At 55.5% G+C, this 16,898-nt stretch carries 22 protein-coding genes; 12 read left to right on the top strand and 10 right to left on the bottom strand.

Translation table 11 applies throughout. From position 1 onward, the window contains the following. Positions 1-54: 54 nt before the first annotated feature. From flgG to flgB, 6 genes are read right to left on the bottom strand one after another with little or no spacing between them, the layout of a single operon-like run. Positions 55-837, bottom strand: a complete 783-nt coding sequence (gene flgG, locus NIM72_RS19120) for a flagellar basal-body rod protein FlgG (protein ID WP_003849881.1) — start codon at positions 835-837, stop codon at positions 55-57. A 17-nt stretch (positions 838-854) separates the two neighbouring features. Continuing rightward, on the bottom strand, positions 855-1,610 hold the full coding sequence (locus tag NIM72_RS19115) for a flagellar basal body rod protein FlgF (protein WP_013357443.1): 756 nt from the start codon (positions 1,608-1,610) through the stop codon (positions 855-857). Between the two features lie 20 nt (positions 1,611-1,630). Next, positions 1,631-2,887, bottom strand: coding sequence for a flagellar hook protein FlgE (gene flgE, locus NIM72_RS19110; protein ID WP_253421586.1), 1,257 nt, complete (start codon positions 2,885-2,887; stop codon positions 1,631-1,633). A 26-nt stretch (positions 2,888-2,913) separates the two neighbouring features. After that, positions 2,914-3,588, bottom strand: a complete 675-nt coding sequence (flgD, locus tag NIM72_RS19105) for a flagellar hook assembly protein FlgD (RefSeq protein WP_013357441.1) — start codon at positions 3,586-3,588, stop codon at positions 2,914-2,916. A 12-nt stretch (positions 3,589-3,600) separates the two neighbouring features. Further along, entirely contained in the window at positions 3,601-4,005 is a 405-nt protein-coding gene (gene flgC, locus NIM72_RS19100) for a flagellar basal body rod protein FlgC (RefSeq protein ID WP_013357440.1), read from the bottom strand. 2 nt (positions 4,006-4,007) lie between these two features. After that, complete coding sequence (gene flgB, locus NIM72_RS19095) at positions 4,008-4,421, bottom strand: flagellar basal body rod protein FlgB (protein WP_003849889.1); 414 nt, start codon at positions 4,419-4,421, stop codon at positions 4,008-4,010. A 154-nt stretch (positions 4,422-4,575) separates the two neighbouring features. On the opposite strand from flgB, the gene flgA reads away from it, so the two are divergent. The 3 genes from flgA (at position 4,576) to flgN (ending at position 6,082) form a co-directional block, all read left to right on the top strand. Then, positions 4,576-5,235 (top strand): flagellar basal body P-ring formation chaperone FlgA, encoded by a 660-nt coding sequence (flgA, locus tag NIM72_RS19090; RefSeq protein ID WP_253421584.1) that lies wholly within the window; start codon positions 4,576-4,578, stop codon positions 5,233-5,235. 104 nt (positions 5,236-5,339) lie between these two features. Continuing rightward, complete coding sequence (flgM, locus tag NIM72_RS19085) at positions 5,340-5,645, top strand: flagellar biosynthesis anti-sigma factor FlgM (RefSeq protein WP_161733797.1); 306 nt, start codon at positions 5,340-5,342, stop codon at positions 5,643-5,645. A gap of 5 nt (positions 5,646-5,650) precedes the next feature. Then, positions 5,651-6,082, top strand: coding sequence for a flagellar export chaperone FlgN (flgN, locus tag NIM72_RS19080; protein ID WP_161733799.1), 432 nt, complete (start codon positions 5,651-5,653; stop codon positions 6,080-6,082). A gap of 304 nt (positions 6,083-6,386) precedes the next feature. Here the strand turns inward: flgN and murJ are convergent, their stop codons facing one another. From murJ to rimJ, 4 genes are all read right to left on the bottom strand, one after another. Further along, positions 6,387-7,925 carry a murein biosynthesis integral membrane protein MurJ gene (gene murJ / locus NIM72_RS19075; protein ID WP_161733801.1) on the bottom strand — a complete coding sequence of 513 codons (1,539 nt, stop codon included), beginning with the start codon at positions 7,923-7,925 and terminating at the stop codon, positions 6,387-6,389. Between the two features lie 121 nt (positions 7,926-8,046). Then, on the bottom strand, positions 8,047-8,967 hold the full coding sequence (locus tag NIM72_RS19070) for a Gfo/Idh/MocA family protein (RefSeq protein ID WP_222924198.1): 921 nt from the start codon (positions 8,965-8,967) through the stop codon (positions 8,047-8,049). Position 8,968: 1 nt separating this feature from the next. Continuing rightward, a complete protein-coding gene (locus NIM72_RS19065; protein WP_161733805.1) occupies positions 8,969-9,607 on the bottom strand; it encodes a YceH family protein in 639 nt (212 codons plus the stop codon). Positions 9,608-9,620: 13 nt separating this feature from the next. Beyond that, complete coding sequence (rimJ, locus tag NIM72_RS19060; protein ID WP_150009757.1) at positions 9,621-10,214, bottom strand: ribosomal protein S5-alanine N-acetyltransferase; 594 nt, start codon at positions 10,212-10,214, stop codon at positions 9,621-9,623. 288 nt (positions 10,215-10,502) lie between these two features. Here rimJ and grxB point away from each other — a divergent pair, with 288 nt between their 5' ends. The 9 genes from grxB (at position 10,503) to NIM72_RS19015 (ending at position 16,886) form a co-directional block, all read left to right on the top strand. Beyond that, a complete protein-coding gene (gene grxB / locus NIM72_RS19055; protein WP_161733809.1) occupies positions 10,503-11,150 on the top strand; it encodes a glutaredoxin 2 in 648 nt (215 codons plus the stop codon). A 116-nt stretch (positions 11,151-11,266) separates the two neighbouring features. Continuing rightward, complete coding sequence (locus NIM72_RS19050) at positions 11,267-11,830, top strand: lipoprotein (RefSeq protein WP_013357430.1); 564 nt, start codon at positions 11,267-11,269, stop codon at positions 11,828-11,830. 133 nt (positions 11,831-11,963) lie between these two features. After that, positions 11,964-13,007: a dihydroorotase gene (gene pyrC, locus NIM72_RS19045; protein ID WP_253421581.1), complete on the top strand. Its 1,044-nt coding sequence runs from the start codon at positions 11,964-11,966 to the stop codon at positions 13,005-13,007. 62 nt (positions 13,008-13,069) lie between these two features. Beyond that, complete coding sequence (dinI, locus tag NIM72_RS19040; RefSeq protein WP_003849907.1) at positions 13,070-13,315, top strand: DNA damage-inducible protein I; 246 nt, start codon at positions 13,070-13,072, stop codon at positions 13,313-13,315. A gap of 144 nt (positions 13,316-13,459) precedes the next feature. Further along, on the top strand, positions 13,460-13,732 hold the full coding sequence (locus tag NIM72_RS19035) for a hypothetical protein (RefSeq protein ID WP_150009763.1): 273 nt from the start codon (positions 13,460-13,462) through the stop codon (positions 13,730-13,732). A gap of 244 nt (positions 13,733-13,976) precedes the next feature. Then, complete coding sequence (gene bssS / locus NIM72_RS19030; protein ID WP_013357427.1) at positions 13,977-14,231, top strand: biofilm formation regulator BssS; 255 nt, start codon at positions 13,977-13,979, stop codon at positions 14,229-14,231. Between the two features lie 94 nt (positions 14,232-14,325). Then, positions 14,326-15,438: an N-methyl-L-tryptophan oxidase gene (gene solA, locus NIM72_RS19025; protein WP_161733815.1), complete on the top strand. Its 1,113-nt coding sequence runs from the start codon at positions 14,326-14,328 to the stop codon at positions 15,436-15,438. Positions 15,439-15,733: 295 nt separating this feature from the next. Next, the gene (locus NIM72_RS19020) at positions 15,734-16,309 is read left to right on the top strand and encodes a cytochrome b (protein WP_253421579.1); all 576 of its coding nucleotides are present in this window, start codon (positions 15,734-15,736) and stop codon (positions 16,307-16,309) included. Position 16,310: 1 nt separating this feature from the next. Continuing rightward, the gene (locus NIM72_RS19015) at positions 16,311-16,886 is read left to right on the top strand and encodes a YceI family protein (RefSeq protein WP_253421578.1); all 576 of its coding nucleotides are present in this window, start codon (positions 16,311-16,313) and stop codon (positions 16,884-16,886) included. Positions 16,887-16,898: the final 12 nt, after the last annotated feature.

Genomic DNA, 16,898 nt, shown 5'->3' with positions numbered 1-16,898 from the left:
ACGACCTTATTAATGTCTGTATCTCAGGCCAGCACGGGCTGGCCCTGTTCGGGATTAAAGCTGGGTTAATTTCGCCAGCATCTGATCAGAGGTGCTGATCGCCTTGCTGTTGATTTCATAAGCGCGCTGCGTCTGGATCATGGTGACCAGCTCTTCCGCTACGTTAACGTTCGAGGTTTCGGTATAGCCCTGATAGAGCAGACCCGCGCCGTTCTGGCCTGGCGTGCTGTCCGTCGGTGCGCCCGATGCCTGGGTTTCCTTGTAAAGGTTTTCACCCACGCTATCGAGACCGGCGTCGTTCATAAAGGTGCTCAGCGTTAACTGACCGACCTGTGCGGCCTGAGCCTGACCCTGCTGCGTCACGCTGACCACACCGTCACGCGACACCGTAATGCTGGTGGCGTTGGCCGGAATGGTAATGCCTGGCTGTACCGGGAAACCGGAGTTGGTCACCAGCTGTCCGTTCTGATCAACCTGAAACGCGCCATCACGGGTATAAGCAGAGGTGCCGTCCGGCATCTGAATCTGAAAATAACCCTGACCGTTAATAGCAATATCTTTTGAGTTACTGGTCTGCGACAGGTTGCCCTGAGTATGCAGACGCTCAGTGGTCACCGGACGCACACCGGTACCGATCTGCAGGCCCGATGGCAGCGTTGTCTGTTCTGACGACTGCGTGCCCGGCTGGCGCATAGTCTGGTACATCAGATCTTCGAACACGGCACGTGAACGTTTAAAGCCGTTAGTGCTGACGTTTGCCAGGTTGTTGGCAATGACGTCCATGTTCATCTGCTGCGCATCAAGACCGGTCTTAGCGATCCATAAAGAACGAATCATGTTGTTATCCTCGCGCCTTAGCTCATGTTCAGGAGCTGATTGGCTTTTTGTTCATTTTCGTCGACGTTGGTGATGACTTTCATCTGCATCTCAAAACGTCGGGCGTTGGCGATCATATCGACCATGGTTTCCACTGGTTTGACGTTGCTGCCTTCCAGCACGCCAGGCATCACCTGCATAGTGGCGTCAGCCTGCAGTGCGGCACCACGGGTCGCCTGCGTCGACGCAGTGGGACGGAACATGCCGTCATCACTGCGCTGCAGCTCCTGCCCGGTTGCCCTGACCAGCTTCAGCTTGCCCAGCTGAACCGTGGCATTCGGCGAATCACCGGCGTTCAGCCCGGTGATGGAGCCGTCTGCCGCAATGGTGATTTCCGTACCCTGCGGGATCACAATCGGACCGCCATCGCCCATCACAGGATTGCCCTGAACCGTCAGCGTACCGGTCGGACTGATTTGCATATTGCCGTTGCGGGTATAGGCTTCGCTGCCGTCAGCGGTACGCACCGCCAGCCAGCCATCCTGCTGCACCGCCACATCGAGCGGACGCTCGGTGTAATCCATCGCGCCCTGACTCATGTCGGCGCCGGGTGTCGAGGCGGCGACCAGCGTACGGGTCGGCAGCGACCAGCCACTCACCGGCACCGCGCGCAGCGCATTCAGCTGTGCACGAAAACCCGGTGTTGAGGCGTTGGCGAGGTTGCTGGCGGTCACCGCCTGCTGATCCAGCGTCTGGCTGGCCGCGCCCATCGCGGTATATATCGCGTGATCCATATGGCAATCCTGTTAGCGAATTAACGTAAGTTAACCAGCGTGTTGAGAATCTGGTCCTGAGTTTTGATGGTCTGCGCATTCGCCTGATAGTTACGCTGCGCGACGATCATGTTCACCAGCTCTTTACTCATGTCGACGTTGGACGATTCCAGTGCGCCCGCCGTCAGTGAACCGAAGGTGCCGGTGTTAGCCAGACCAATTGCTGCCTGACCGGATGCGCTCGAAGCCTGCCAGACATTGTCGCCCTGTGACTGCAGACCTTCCGGGTTAGAGAAGCTCGCCAGGACAATCTGACCCAGCAGCTGGGTTTTTTGGTTTGAGTAGCTACCGGTAATGGTGCCGTCATCATTGATCGCGTAGCTGGTCAGATCGCCTGGCGCATAGCCATCCTGCGTCGGGCTGCCAAAGGTGGTCGCGCCGGTGTTCTGCTGCAGGCTGCCCAGCATGCTCAGGTTGATTGGCTGATTGGCGACCGCGCCATTGGCGCCACCTACGTTCAGCGTCAGGCCAACAGTGCCATCTGTGGTGGTGCTCGCTACCGTACCGTTTGCAGCCAGCTTAGAGACGCTGGTCAGCTTACCGCTGGTATCAAACGCCATTCTGAAGTCACCCGCTGAGGTGCCGGTGTTGCCATCAATGGTGTGGACTGTCCAGCTGTTGCTGGTGGTGTCTTTCACGAAATACATGTCGAGCGCATGGTCATTACCCTGCGAATCGAACACGGTGGCGGTGGTTTTCTTGTTGTAGCTGTCTGCGTTCGCCGTCGAGAAAGTGGTTACCGTTGGCGTGGTATCCGTTGAGTTCAGGTTGGCAACCAGACCGGCGGTGGTAGTGGCGCGGGCTGACATCTGCGTGGTAGGAATAGTCAGCGCCACCGGGTTGGCACCCGCCTGGATGGTGGCCGGTGAACCGCTTGCCGGATAGCCGGTCACGTTCAGACCCTGGGTGTTCACCAGGTTACGGTTGGCATCCAGCGTTAACTGGCCGTTACGTGAATAGAAGACGCCGCCGCTGCTGTCGGTCATACGGAAGAAACCGTTGCCGCTCAGCGCAACGTCCAGGCCACGGCTGGTGGTGGTGGTCGCACCGTCGTTAAAGTTCTGGATCACCGCAGCGACTTTGGTACCAAGACCGACGTTAGAACCGGCAAACATATCGGCAAACGCGATGGTGCTGGATTTAAAGCCCGCTGTCGCGGAGTTGGCAATGTTGTTACCGATGACATCAAGGTTACTTGAAGCAGCACCAAGGCCGCTGACCGCTTGGGAAAATGACATGTGTTTGTTTCCTGTCTACAGGTTAATCAGAGAATCTGACGTACGTCGTCAAGGGTGGCGGAGCCCATGGTGCCGAGATCCAGTTTTGTGGTGTTGTTCGCAGTACTCACCCCATTGACGTAGGCGTAGTTAAGCGGTTGTGCCACCAGTTGTGTGTTGCCATTGCTTGCGGCAATCGCAACGCTGTATTTACCATCCGGTGCGACAGAGCCATCAGTCAGCTTGCCATCCCACGAGAAGGTGTGGACGCCAGCGCTCAGCGCGCCCAGATCGACGGTGTCGATCACCGTGCCATTCGCATCTTTAATGGTGGCGGATGCGCCGGTAGAGGCGGAAGCCAGTTCCACGCCAAATGGCGTGGTGGTGCCGTTGCCTACCAGAATCTGTCCGCCATTAACCATCACGCCATGCCCAATCAGCGTGGAGCTCTGCAGCGACTGGCTGGTGCTGATCTGTCCGGAGATCGATCCCAGTGTGGTATTCAGTTTTTCAATGCCGCTCAGGGTATTGATCTGTGCCAGCTGCGTGGTGAGCTGGCTGTTATCCATTGGATTGGTTGGATCCTGGTTCTTTAACTGCGTCACCAGCATGGTCAGGAACTGATTCTGCAGATCCTGCGCGTTGTTGCCGGTGCCGCTGGTGCTGGATGAGCTAAGGACCGTGGGGTCCAGCTTTTCATTAACGCCTACCGCGATAGCCATCATTTTTCTCCGTTATTGCCCGATCGTCAGGGTTTTCATCATCATCGACTTCACGGTGTTGAGCACCTCGACGTTGGCCTGGTAGCTGCGTGACGCCGACATGGTGTTGACGCTTTCAGAAACCACATCCACGTTCGGCATCTTCACGTAGCCTTTGGCATCGGCCATCGGGTTGCCCGGGTCATAGACCAGCTTCGCAGGTGTCGGATCGTCCACGACGCGTGCCACTTTCACACCGCCGGTCGCTGAACCCGGGGCCGCATCGGTCTGGAAGACCACCTGCTTTGCCACGTAAGGCTTGCCATCGGGGCCGGTGACGCTGTCGGCGTTTGCCAGGTTACTGGCACTGACGTTTAATCGCTGTGATTGCGCGGTCATCGCTGAGCCGGCAATGTCAAAAATATTCAGCAAGGCCATAATTATTGCCCTTGTAACACGCTCATCATGCCTTTGATCTGGCTACTGATGAGGGTGAGGTCGGTTTGATATTTCAGGCTGTTATCCGCGAACTGCGTACGCTCACGGTCCATATCTACGGTGTTGCCGTCGGCAGAAGGCTGGTCAGGAATGCGATAAAGCATATCCATTGATGGCGCCCCGTTTGTCTGTGCTTCAATGTGGCGAGCTGACGTGACTTTTAACGCCATGCTGCTGCCTTCCGCACGACCATTGGACATCACCCGACTCAGCTCGCTGGCAAAGTCGATATCCCGGGCCTGATAACCAGGGGTATCGGCGTTGGCAATATTTGACGCCAGGATCTCCTGACGTTGAGCACGCAGGTTGAGGGCCTCCGTTCCAAATTTCAGCGCCGCATCCAGTTTGTCGAGCATGTTTCCTCCGCGTATGAGAATTTTGAGCTCGCAGCTTAATTTGAAAAAGCAAGCCGTCATCGTCTGAATAACGCCTTAAATGACCGCTATTTTGACAATTGAGGATTTTTCTTAACGGGTACACTCGTCGCCATCATCAGTGAGGAACTGCACAATGCGTCGATATCTGACTCTGCTGACCAGCCTGCTGGTCATGATCGCCCTGCCGGCTTCTGCCGGGGATCTCAATGCACAACTGAATCAATTTTTTAAAGCGCGTGACGCTCAGCATGCTGAAGGCATGGTTGTCGTGGTGCGCACGCCGAAAGAGCAATGGCCAGCCTGTGACATGCCAAAGTTCACCCTGCCAGGCAATAGCCGGTTATGGGGCAACATGAGCGTGGCGGCAAACTGCGATGAGAATCGCCGTTATATCCAGGTACAGGTTCAGGTCACCGGTTCCTATCTGGTGGCGACCCGGCTGCTGAGCCAGGGCAGCAGCGTCAGCGAAAGTGATTTCACGCTGCAGACCGGCCGCCTTGATACCCTGCCTGCCCGCGCCCTGCTGAATGCGGACGCAGTTGCAGACGCCGTCGTGCTGCGTGATATCCAGCCAGGACAGCCGATTAATCCTTCCACGCTGCGTCAGCCATGGCGTGTTAAGGCGGGTCAGAATGTGATGGTGATTGCCAGCGGTGACGGCTTTGACGCCAGCGGTGAGGGCAAGGCGCTGAACAATGCCGCCCGCTCGCAATTGGTTCGGGTAAGGATGGGAAATGGCCAGATTGTCAGCGGTAAAGTTCGCGAGGATGGGAATATTCTTATAACGCTGTAAAGTGTTAAAGAAGCCCGTAGTGCTGCCGATAGAAGAATCAACAAAGCGATAACGCTATTATGATTCAGGTGGCAGACTTCCCCTGACCGTACAGGAGCCCGAATATGAGCATTGACAGAACGCAACCTCTGAAACCCGCCAGCACCGTCCAGAGCCGCGACAGCAGCGAGACTGGCAGCAGCAAAGTGCGTCAGAGTGCCAGCCCGGTAGCAGCCACGACCCCCGCTGCAGCCCAGGTCAGCCTGAGCAGCGCGCAGTCGCAGCTGATGCAGCCGAGCAGCAAAGATATTAACGTCGAGCGCGTTGAACAACTGAAAACGGCCATTCGTAATGGCGAACTGAAGATGGATACCGGCAAAATCGCCGATGCGCTGATTGCCGACACTAAGGCGTATTTAGAGGGTAATTAATTGCCATGAGTAATTTGCAGACCACATTAGATAAGATGCAGGACGTGCTGGCGTCGCTTTCAGCGGTGCTGGAAGAAGAGCAGCAGCAACTGGCAGCGGGCAGCATTAACAGCAACCTGTTGCAGCGCATCACCGAAGATAAAAGTGCACTGCTCAGTACGCTGAACTATCTGGATGAGATGCGCCGCACCGCTGAACAGAGTCAGGCGACAGCAGCACCTTATCGTGGTCAGAACGACATGGCGCGCCGCTGGGACAGCATTCAGCAGCATACCCGTCGTCTGCAGGACGCCAATGTTCATAATGGCCTGCTGCTGCAACACCAGATCCGCTACACGGAAAATGCACTTGAAGTGCTGAAGCCGCATCAGACCCAGGCCTTTTACGGCCCGGATGGGATGGGTAAAGGCCAGGCGACGTTAAGTCGCAAAGCCTGAACCGGAAAGTAGCGAAAAAAATCCCGCCTGGTGCGGGATTTTTTATTGGTGCGTTTTTCCTTCACCATGATGAGCTTTAAAATTGAGCCTGCACAGGGAACAGGGGCAGATCGGAAAGACGCTAAAGCCAATCCCTGGCCGCTCGGCCCGCGCGTTTACGCACCTCATCGCTGAGGTGCGCCCGTTGCCGGGCCAACGCGTTGCGTTGTTCAAAAACGCTCCCGGCGTTTTTGTCCATGGCGCGGGACGCTTTCCTCCTCTGCCCCTGTTCCCTGCGCGTTGAATTTATTTATTGCGGCAAGCTTTACACAGCGGTGCGCCGCGCATAGTCACGCAACCGGAAGCCCAGCAGCCCCAGCGCCAGGAAATAAGCCCCGCCACCCACTGCACAAACCGCCGCCAGACGCAGCAGTCGCCACAGCATGGAGCCCTGTTCCCATGCCGGCATCCACTGCAGCATGGCAAACAGCGCGCCGGCCATCACCACCACGGCAATCAGCAGGCGGAGCAGGAAGCTGCTCCAGCCCGGCTGCGGCATAAAGATATTCTTCTTACGCAGCTGCCAGTAGAGCAGCGACGCATTCAGACAGGCCGCCAGACCAATCGACAGTGACAGACCGGCATGTTTCAGCGGACCAATAAACGCCAGGTTCATGAGCTGCGTCATGATCAGCGTGATAATCGCGATTTTCACCGGCGTTTTGATGTCCTGACGGGAATAGAAGCCCGGTGCCAGCACCTTAACCACAATCAGGCCCATCAGTCCCACGGAGTAGGCGATCAGCGCACGCTGCGTCATCAATGCATCAAAGGCGGTGAATTTACCGTACTGGAACAGCGCCACGGTCAGCGGGCCGGAGAGCATGCCCAGCGCCACGGCACTCGGCAGCGCCAGCAGGAAGCAGAGGCGCAGACCCCAGTCCATCAGTCGGGAATATTCATCATGGTTGCCGCTGGCAAAACTTTTAGCCAGCGACGGCAGCAGAATGGTGCCCAGCGCCACGCCCAGCACACCCGAAGGAAACTCCATCAGCCGATCCGCGTAGTACATCCAGGAGACCGAACCCGAAACCAGAAACGAGGCGAAGATGGTGTTAATGATCAGCGAGATCTGACTGACGGAAACACCCAGAATGGCCGGTCCCATCTGACGCATCACCCGCCATACGCCTGCGTCACGCAGATTCAGGCGCGGCAACACCAGCATTCCCAGCTTCTTCAGGTGAGGAAGCTGATAGCCGAGTTGCAGCACGCCGCCCGCGACCACGGCCCAGGCCAGTGCCATCACCGGTGGATGAAAATGCGGCGCAGCAAACAGCGCAAAACCAATCATGCTGACATTCAGCAGGGTTGGCGCAAACGCCGGCACCGAGAAGCGGTTCCAGGTGTTCAGCACCGCCCCCGCCAGCGAGGCCAGCGAAATCAGCATAATGTAGGGGAACGTCACCCGCAGCAGCGAGCTGGTCAGTGCAAACTTATCGGCACTGTCGGCAAAGCCGGGCGCCGTGACCATGATGACCCAGGGCGCAGCGATCATCCCCGCCATCGTGACCAGCGCCAGTGCCAGCGTCAGCAGGCCTGAGACGTACGCCAGGAACAGTTTTGTCGCCTCTTCACCCTGCTTGCTTTTATATTCAGCCAGAATCGGCACGAACGCCTGAGAAAATGCGCCTTCAGCGAAAATACGGCGCAGCAGATTGGGCAGTTTAAACGCAACAAAGAAGGCATCGGTCGCCATTCCGGCACCAAACACCCGCGCCACGATGGCATCACGGGCAAAGCCCAGTACGCGGGAAAACAGGGTCATAGAACTGACCGCTGCCAGCGATTTCAACAAATTCATAATTGACGGCGCATCCTGAAAAGAATCGGCAAAAAAGGAGAATTAGCGCGGGCACCCGAGGATGCCCGGCGACAGTCTACTGCCACGGAGGGAAATGACCAGCACGGAGTGTTACAAGGCGTTATTCCTGCGTCGCCTCACGCCACAGTTTTTCCACCACACGCTGCGCCATCAGCGCCTGCTCACCGCTGGTTTCAGGCTTCGTCTGATTTTGTACGCAGTCAATAAAATGGCGTGCTGCACCGCTGAAGCCGCGCTGCGTCAGATGGCTCTGCCAGGCAGGCGGCGGAGTGATTAGCAGGCCATCACTGCGCTCTTCCTGCCAGTCGCGCATCTCGCTGATGTCGATGCACTTACCGTCACACACTGCGCTGATCCGCTCGCGCTGACTGCCTGCGCGCCGGTGCATACTGGTGGTGATCGCCAGGCCTTCAACAGCGAAATGGTGTTCGGCATAGAGCATCTGCCCCTGCTCGTTGGTATCAATGCGTCCGTGAACCTGGCGAACAGGCTTGCCGCCCAGCCAGAGCGCGGTGTCCACCACATGCAGGTAGTCATCAAGCAGGGTAAAACGAAGATCCCGTGGCCCGACGCTGTCGCTGCGGTGCTTTTCAATCCGCAGAGAAGCCGCGCCAGCCATCTCCGCCTGCAGCTGCTGATAGCGCGGGGCAAAGCGGCGGTTAAATGCCACCATCAGTTTACGCTGGCGTTTTTCCGCCAGCGCCACCAGCGCTTCAGCCTGCTCCAGTGTTTCAGCCAGCGGCTTGTCGACGCAGACATCTTTTCCTGCCAGCAGCAGAGCTCTGACCACCTCATAGTGGGTGTCGGTGCTGCTGTGGACAAACACCGCGTCGCAGGCTGCGGCTACTTCATTCAGTGAGCCAAAGCACTGCATGCGATAGCTGTCACAGATTGGGCGGGCTTTGGCCTGATTCGGGGAAAACGCCCCCACCAGCGTCCAGTCCGTCGCCGCAGACAGCACCGGCAGCCAGGCTTTCTGCGCAATACCACCCAATCCCACCACGCCTATACGTAATGTCATCTCAGCTCTCCGTTTGCAGCAATTGGGTAAGTTGCGCCTGAAGTGCTGCGACCTGCTGTTCCAGCGTAGTAACACGCGCCGCCAGATCGCCCTGCTCGTCCGGCGCGTCGGCAGCCTGATGTGCATCATCTTCATCGCCCAGCAGATGCATAAAGCGGCTTTCGCGCTTGCCTGGCTCACGCGCCAGGCGGATGACCTGTGCACTGTCGTCACGCTGCATCAAGCCTTCCAGCGTCTGTTCCACGTCGCCGACATCGCTGAACTCATGCAGACGACCGCTGCGGGTTCGCAGTTCGCCTGGCGTCTGCGGCCCGCGCAGCATCAGCAGGGTGAGAAGAGCCACTTCCGCACTGTTGAGTTTCAGTGTGCCAAACGCAGAGTTACAGAAACGCTGCTCATATTTTACCACCCGCTGTCCGGCGGCGCTGCTGGCGGTGATCAGATGACGCTTTTCCAGCTGCTCGAGCTGATTCTGTACCTCGCTTTCACTCAGCTCCATCACCGGCTCGCGATTCGATTTCTGATTACAGGCCACTACCACGCCATTCAGTGACAGCGGATACTGCTCTGGCGTGGTGACCTGCTTCTCCAGCAGGCAGCCCAGCACGCGCAACGCCTGCGCTGATAAAGCCATCTTCATGCTCGCGTCCTCATTATTGTCCACGCCGGTCAGGCGTCCATTCCCGCAGAGTTAAGGCTGTCAGCACGTGATCCTGCCAGCGTCCGTCGATCAGCAGATAATCTTTCGCGTAACCCTCTTTCTCAAAACCAAGTCGCGCCAGCAGATCGCCGCTGCGCTGGTTGTGCGGCATGTAGTTCGCCATAATGCGATGAATATGCTGCTGGCGCTGCATATAGCGGATAGCCGACTGCAAGGCTTCGAACATCAGCCCCTGCCCCTGCCACTTTTCACCCAGTGAATAGCCGAGATAACAGGCGTGAAAGGAACCGCGCAGCACGTTACTGAAGTTCGCCACGCCCCGCACTTCGGTTTCATCGCTGTCCATGAGAATAAAATAGAAGGCCGTTCCCTGCTTATGCATGTCGGAAATCAGCCCGAGGCGCGCCTGCCAGCCCGAAGGGTAGCAGTGGCTATCGTCGCGCACCGGCTCCCATGGTTTTAAAAACAGGCGGTTTTCCGAATAGTAATCTGCCATTCGCCAGGCATCACGTTCGTGAACCAGACGGACCACCAGACGATCGGTGGTTAATCGCACCCTGGGCGCGGCAGAACGATAGCCAAACATCCTGACTCCTGAAATCAATGGCTGTGAGTGAAAGCCGTCATTACCCGGCGTTCACTATAACCGCCGCCTGGGCTGCGGTAAAACGTTACAGTGGTTTAGCTTTAAAGAGGTTGATTTTACTCTGTTATCACAGCGATGATCCGTCGGTTCGCCCGGCTAAAGTCCCACATGCTGGCTGGCAGGTTTGCCCTGCAGGGTAATCTCTTCCATACTTTTTACGCGCCCGAAAACAGGATGAATTGATTCACTCTGTTAAACACTAAACCTGTAAAAATCCGGGAGATCAGGATGAAACTGTATATCTATGACCATTGTCCTTTCTGCGTTAAAGCGCGAATGATTTTTGGTCTGAAAAATAAGCCGGTTGAGCTGGTGGTGATGCTCAACGACGATGAAGAGACGCCAAAACGACTGATCGGGCAGAAAATGGCACCGATTCTGCAAAAGCAGGATGGCAGTGCAATGCCTGAGAGCATGGAGATCGTGCAGTACGTCGATCAGCAGGATGGCGCACCGCTGATCACCGGCGCGCTGAACCCGGCAATTGGCGACTGGCTGCGTCACATGAACAGCTATGTCAATAAACTGCTGCTGCCGCGCATTGCCGAAGCGGCGTTTGCCGAGTTCGCTACGCCTGAGGCGCGTGACTATTTCCGCAGCAAAAAACAGGCGAGCCTCGGTGATTTTGAAACGCTGAAAAGCCACTCGGCCGGGCTGATTAAGAATGTGAGTGAAGATCTGCGCAAACTGGACAAATTAATCGTTCAGCCCAATGCGGTAAACGGCGAGCTATCGGAAGATGATTTTAATCTCTTCCCGCTACTCCGCTCTCTGACGCTGGTCGCCGGTATCGACTGGCCGAGCCGGGTCGCGGACTACCGCGATAACATGGCCAAACAGACTCAGGTTAATCTGCTCTCTTCGATAGCGCATTAGTCCCGCCTCCGATGAGAGACGCTGCGGCGTTTCTCATCCCTTTCCTGATGACACCCGCCATGCATTCAGGCAGGCTATGGCCTGTTTACTGGCTCTGATATTCAGGATAAAGATCGATGAAAAAGGCTTTTTTCGGGCTGACTGCCCTGTTGATGGCGCTGCTGGTCAGCGGCTGTAATCAACTGACGCAATACACCATCAGCGAACAGGAAGTAAACCAGGCGCTGCAGAAGCACAACAACTACGAGAAAGATATTGGCGTTTCCGGCCTGGTTAACGCACACATCGTGCTGAACAATCTGACCAGTCAGATTGGTCGCGAAGAACCAGGTAAAGTGACGCTCTCCGGTAACGCAAAAATCAACGTCACCTCACTGTTTGGCCCGCAGCAGGCCGATATGCAACTGAAAATGCGTGCTCAGCCGGTTTATGATCAGCAGCAGGGCGCAATTTATCTGCGCGATCTGGAGATTGTTGACGCCCAGGTGGCCCCGGAAAAAATGGCCTCAATCATGAAGACGCTGACGCCTTATCTGAATCAGTCGCTGAAAAGCTACTTTGATCAAAAACCCGCCTATGTGCTCAGCGCAGACCGCAGCAAAGGCGAGTCGCTGGCGAAGAAATTTGCCAAAGGACTGGAAGTGAAGCCTGGCGAACTGGTTATTCCCTTTACGCAGTAATCCCGATTTCCGCGCCCCTGGCGCGGATTTTCTCTGGCGGCATAAAAAGCAGGTGCAAACGGTTGCCTGAATCCTTATGCTTAGACCCCGGCCAAAACACGCCTTTTGTTTCCCTTCTGCCGGAGCTTCACTGATGACAGCACAACCTCAGCAACTTACCCTGCGTCGCCCTGACGACTGGCATATTCATCTGCGCGACGATGAGATGCTCAACACGGTCCTGCCCTATACCAGCGCGGTGAATGGTCGTGCCATTGTGATGCCTAACCTGGTGCCGCCGGTGACCAGCGTGGCAGCAGGTGAAGCGTACCGCGATCGCATCCTGGCGGCGCTGCCCGCCGATCACGCCTTTACGCCGCTGATGACCTGCTACCTGACCGACTCGCTGGATCCTGATGAGCTTGAGCGCGGTTTCACCGCCGGTCTGTTCACTGCGGCGAAGCTCTATCCGGCGCACGCTACCACCAACTCCAGTCATGGCGTGACCAACATCGCGTCCATTGCCTGCGTGCTGGATCGGATGCAGACGCTCGGTATGCCACTGCTGATCCATGGTGAAGTCACCGATGCGCATGTCGACATTTTTGACCGCGAAGCCCGGTTTATCGAAACGGTTATGGTGCCGCTGCGCAGCCAGTTTCCGGCACTGAAAGTGGTGATGGAGCACATTACCACTCAGGACGCCGCAGAGTATGTTGCCGCCGCCGATGAGACGCTGGGCGCGACCATTACCCCGCAGCATTTGATGTTTAACCGCAATCACATGCTGGTGGGCGGTATTCGTCCGCACCTCTATTGCCTGCCGATTCTTAAACGCAACGTGCATCAGGAAGCATTGCGCAAATTAGTGGCGAGTGGTCATCCGCGCGTCTTCCTCGGCACCGACACAGCACCGCATCTGCGTCATCTCAAAGAGGCCAGCTGCGGGTGTGCGGGCGTATTTAATGCGCCGACGTCGTTGCCCGCCTACGCCACCGTTTTTGAAGAGCTGAACGCGCTGGAACATTTTGAAGCGTTCTGTTCTGAAAATGGCCCGCGTTTTTACGGTCTGCCACTGAATGAGGGGACGATCACGCTAGTGCGTGAGCCGTGGCAGGTACCAGAGTCAATTGCGCTTGGCAGCCACTCACTGGTGCCGTTCCTGGCCGGTGAAACGCTGAACTGGCGCATCGCATAATTTTGCTTGCCTCCGGCTCATTGATACTGTAAATATATACAGCATCTTAACCGGAGGCTATTATGCGCGTTGAAATTACCGTATCCAATACCCGACCTCTTCCTGCTGGCGCGATTGAAGCGTTAAGCGATGAATTATCGCGCCGCATCGACGAACAGTTCCCTGACTCGACCAATCACGTCAAGGTACGTTACGCCAGTGCCAACAATCTCAGCGTGCTGGGCGGTGGAAAAGAGACGCGCGACCAGATCAGCGAAATCCTGCAGCAGACGTGGGAAAGCGCTGACGACTGGTTCATTACTGATTAACCGCCACTGTGCTTTTTTCCGGGTGTCGCCACCCGGTTTTTTTATCTTTTCTCCCCTCTCGCACTTCCCCCTCTCTGCATCTAGACTCTTAATGATCAATGCCCTATCCTTGCGCTCGTCACGCATAACAGGAGGTGCGACACCATGACTACTGATAAACCGGAAGAGGCGATGACCTTTGGTGAGTTGTTAGCACTGATTGGTGATCAGAAGCGTCGTTTAACGGTGCTGGAAAATGCCTTTTCCAGTCTGATTTTCTGTCTTGACGATCGTGCCAGTCAGTTGCTGGTGCACAATCTGTCGCTGGAAGCCCAAAATCAAAACCATGATGAGCAGCTCCAGCAGCACTTTGCCCGTCTTGCAGAAACACTGCAAAAACGTGGCGGTGGCATCGTGCCGGAAACCCCGACACTTTAAGCCCGCTCACGTGGCTAACCCGCTTTTACATGCCCATTGAACAGTGATAAAAATGCCTGCCCGTCAGGCATTTTATTTTTCAACGCCCTCCTTTCAAACGCAAATATTCTATGAGAAGCTGGTTCACGGCATTTTTTAAACAGTGATACCCAGGTTTACTGTTATAATTGTTCCGCTATCGCAATAAAAAAGCCGCATTGAACCTCATCATGCACTTCGTTTAACGAGTAATAAGGAGGTTATAATGGACAGAAGAAAAGACGTTATCCAGACCCATCCTCTGGTGGGCTGGGACATCAGTACCGTTGATAGCTATGATGCCATGATGATCCGCCTGCACTCGCTGTCGTCGCAGGATCAAAAAGAAGAAGAAGCGGATGTTGGCCCGACCTACTGGCTGACAACGGATGTGGCAAGGCAGTTTATCTCGATCCTCGAAGCGGGCATCGCCAAGATAGAATCAGCTGAGCAACCAGAACGACTTCTTAATAAGCATTAATTTCTGCCGCATCAAAGAGGCGCCCTCAGGGGTGCCTTTTTCGTTTCTGTTTCTGGTATGCTTTTGATTATCTGACTCTTAGAGTGTCGTTATCATGATTTATGATCTTATCGTCGTCGGCAGTGGTTCAGTGGGCGCGGCGGCTGGCTACTATGCTACCCAGGCAGGTTTATCGGTATTAATGATTGACAGCGCCCATCCTCCTCACAATCAGGGAACGCATCATGGTGAGAGCCGGCTGATTCGTCACGCCTATGGTGAAGGCGAACATTATGTTCCGCTGGTTCTGCGGGCGCAGACGCTGTGGGATGAGCTGGAACAGCGCGCCGGTGAGCGCATCATGCATCGCAGCGGCGTACTTAACCTTGCTCCTGACCACTCCCCCTTTATCCGGAACGTTATCGACAGTGCGACCCGCTGGCAGCTCAATATCGAGGTGATGCAGCCTGATGAAGTGCGAAAGCGCTGGCCGCAAATCAACGTGCCAGAGGGTTATCTGGGCATATTTGAGCCGCAGTCCGGCTTTCTGAAATGTGAACAGGCGGTTCGCAGCTGGATCCAGCTGGCGGAACAGGCGGGCTGTGCGCAGCTGTTTAACTGCCCGGTCTCTGAGATTGGTCGTGATGGCGACCTGCAGCAGGTCACCACCCTGGATGGTATCTATCGGGGACGCAAAATGCTGATAAGCGCTGGAACCTGGGTCGGCAAATTAATTCCTGGCCTGCCGGTCGCCCCTACCCGCAAGGTATTTGCCTGGTATCAGGCAGATGGCCGCTACAGCGAGAATAATCAGTTCCCCGGCTTTACGGTTGAGATGGCAGATGGCAGCCAGTTTTACGGCTTCCCAGCGGATAACAACGCACTGAAGGTAGGTCGCCATGATGGCGGTCAGCTGATGCAGCAGCCTGAAGATCGTAAACCTTTTGGCACGGTAGCGGCGGACGGCAGTGAGGCCTTTGGTTTTCTCCGTCAGTTTTTACCTGGTGTCGGCGTCTGTCTGCATGGCGAAGCCTGCAGCTACGATTTCAGTCCGGACGAAGACTTTATTATCGATACCCTGCCGGGTGAACCCGACCGCATGGTCATCACCGGACTCAGCGGACATGGGTTTAAATTTGCCAGCGTTTTAGGCGAGCTTGCTGCGGAATTCGCACAGCAAAAACCGTTCTCCTTTGATTTGTCCCGCTTCCGCCTCTCGCGTTTCTGACTCTGATAACGGGTGGCATCAGTCTGATGCCACCCGGCTGACATAATCTGACGAAAACTGAATTTTCCTGACATAATGATAGTGTTTATTTCGCCCATATGGTTAATTGCCGCCATTTAACGTTGACGACTCTCCCGCCAGAAATATCTCATTCAGTAATATTGCTCATCTCGCTGCAGTTTTATTCAACCTTTTCATCCTGGAAATTAAAATTTATAGAAGCGTAAGGACGATTGCTTTTATATTTCATAATGTGGATGCTTATTTCAGATTATTTCTTTATGAAACCCACATTATGTTATTACGTAATGCACCCCATCAGTTTGGATTGGTTGCTGTGCTACTGCACTGGTCAATGGCGCTGGCGATTTATGCCATGTTTGCGCTAGGACTCTGGATGGTTGGTCTTGGCTATTACGATAGCTGGTATCACGACGCGCCGGAAATCCATAAAAGTATTGGCGTCATTCTGTTGCTGACGCTGATCATTCGCCTGCTATGGCGCGTTATTTCCCCACCGCCAAAGCCGCTGAGCAGCTATTCCCCGCTGGTGCGCATCAGTTCAGTAGTGGCGCACCTGCTCCTTTATACCCTGCTGCTGGCCATTCTGATCAGTGGCTATCTGATCTCCACCGCCGATGGCAAGCCCATCTCCGTATTTAACTGGTTTACGCTGCCCGCGCTGTTCAGCGGCGCAGGCGAACAGGCAGACCTGGCAGGCGACATTCATCTCTGGCTGGCCTGGACGGTTGTGGTCCTGTCGGTACTGCATGGTCTGGCTGCGCTAAAGCATCACGTTATCGATCGCGATATCACCCTAAAACGGATGTCAGGTTTACGTCTCCCCTTCCCCTCTGAAAAGGATAAATAATATGTTTAAGAAGACCCTGCTGGCGATGACCGGTGCCAGCCTGCTGCTCGGCTCAATGACTGCGGGTGCCGCAGACTATAAGATTGATAAAGAGGGCCAGCACGCCTTTATCCAGTTCCGCATTCAGCACCTGGGTTACAGCTGGCTCTACGGCACCTTCAAAGATTTTGACGGCAGCTTCACCTTCGATGAGAAGAACCCGGCAGCAGATAAAGTTGACGTGACCATTAACACCAGCAGCGTCGATACCAATCACGCGGAACGTGACAAGCACCTGCGTAGCGCTGACTTCCTGAACAGCAGCAAAAACCCGCAGGCCACCTTCAAATCCACAGCAGTAAAGAAAGAGGGTGATGAGCTGATGATTACCGGCGATCTCACGCTGAATGGCGTGACTAAGCCGGTGACGCTGGAGGCAAAAATGCTGGGTGAAGGCAAAGACCCGTGGGGCGGCTACCGCGCTGGCTTTGAAGCCGAAGGCGAAATTACACTGAAAGATTTTAACATTATCAAAGATCTGGGGCCAGCTTCGCAGAAAGTGGAGCTGATGATCTCGGTTGAAGGTGTGCGCCAGTAACACAGCAAGCCG

It is taken from the genome of Pantoea sp. B550 (genome assembly GCF_024158165.1).
In the GTDB taxonomy this organism is placed as follows: domain Bacteria; phylum Pseudomonadota; class Gammaproteobacteria; order Enterobacterales; family Enterobacteriaceae; genus Pantoea; species Pantoea alfalfae.
The sequence above is the reverse complement of the archived record's forward strand: the minus strand, read 5'-3'. Positions and strand labels throughout refer to the sequence as shown.